We start from the raw sequence: 1,291 nt of genomic DNA on the forward strand, positions 1-1,291 counted from the left end.
GAACCTGCCGGGCGGGCAGCCGGTGATGGTGCTGACCGGCGGCGCGCGGGTTCGGCTGCGGGCCCTTCTGCCGCCGGGAGGCGAGGCCCGCATCCTGCTGACGATGACGGACGAATATCCCTATGCCTTCGCGCAGGTGATGATCGCGCAGGCGACCGGTCCAGCCTGAAACGCGCGGCGCATGTCGCGCGGCGCTTGACAGCCCGGGGTGCCGTCGGCTTCATCCGCGGGCTTTCGTCCGGCCCGGCCAGCGGCCCGGCCCGTCCTCCTCCTTGTTCCGGAAACAGATTCAGACCCATGGACGACCCGCGCAAAACCCGCTCTTCCTCTGTGCCGTCCGGCGGCGCGGCCTCGGCCCTGCATGGAGCGTGGGAACTGCTCCGCACCATCCTGATCGCGGGCTTGCTGGCGGTGGGGGTGCGGACGGTGCTGTTCGAGCCGTTCAACATTCCCTCGGGCTCGATGATCCCGACCCTGCAGGTCGGCGATTATCTGTGGGTCGCCAAATACAGCTACGGCTATTCGCATTTCTCGCTGCCGCGCTCGCCCGACCTGTTCGACGGGCGCATCTTCTTCCGGATGCCGCATCGCGGCGACGTGGCGGTGTTCCGCTTCACCAAGGACACGTCGATCGACTATATCAAGCGCATCGTCGGCCTGCCCGGCGACCGGATCCAGGTCCGGGGCGGCGAGTTGTACATCAACGACGTCCTGGTCCCGCGCACGGCCGAGGGCAACTACGTCGCGGTGGACGAGCACGGCACCCGCATGGAGGGGCAGCGTTATCACGAGACCCTGCCCGGCAGCGGCGGCCACGGCCCGGTGGCGCATGACATCCTGAAGCTGACCAATGAGGGTTTCCAGAACGATACCCCGGTCTATGTCGTGCCGAACGGCTATTTCTTCGCCATGGGCGACAATCGCGATGACAGCGCCGACAGCCGGTTCATGGGCGACGATCCCGAGGATCTGGGCTTCGTGCCCATGGAAAATCTGATCGGACAGGCCAAATGGATCTTTCTGTCGGTCGATGCGCGCCATCCGGTCTGGGAGTTCTGGATGTGGCCGGCCGAGATCCGCTGGAACCGGTTGTTCATGGGGGTACGATGAGCGGCGAGGCCGTGCTGCCCGGTGGGACCTCCGGTAGCCCCCCCGACGGGATCGACGGGGTGGCTGGTGACGGGATGGCGTCGCTGGAAGCGCGGCTGGGCCATCATTTCCGCCGTCCCGATCTGCTGCGCGAGGCCCTGACCCACCGTTCGGCGGCGCATCTGCGCAATGCCGCGCCACG

General features: G+C 67.2%; 1 protein-coding gene and 2 pseudogenes. All 3 read left to right on the top strand.

The window, feature by feature from the left end:
• A pseudogene (locus HUK84_RS23340) lies at positions 1–169 on the top strand (holo-ACP synthase); the annotation flags it as partial.
• 128 nt (positions 170–297) lie between these two features.
• Positions 298–1,110: a signal peptidase I gene (lepB, locus tag HUK84_RS18765; RefSeq protein ID WP_176641577.1), complete on the top strand. Its 813-nt coding sequence runs from the start codon at positions 298–300 to the stop codon at positions 1,108–1,110.
• Positions 1,107–1,291 (top strand): annotated as a pseudogene (locus HUK84_RS23345) (hypothetical protein); the annotation flags it as partial. The gene lepB and the pseudogene HUK84_RS23345, both read left to right, overlap by 4 nt.

Source organism: Nguyenibacter vanlangensis, from assembly GCF_013376155.1.
Classification (GTDB): domain Bacteria; phylum Pseudomonadota; class Alphaproteobacteria; order Acetobacterales; family Acetobacteraceae; genus Gluconacetobacter; species Gluconacetobacter vanlangensis.

Excerpts from the sequence above, each read along its gene's own strand:
- lepB (WP_176641577.1), top strand. The coding sequence starts at position 298 with ATGGACGACCCGCGCAAAACCCGCTCTTCCTCTGTGCCGTCCGGCGGC.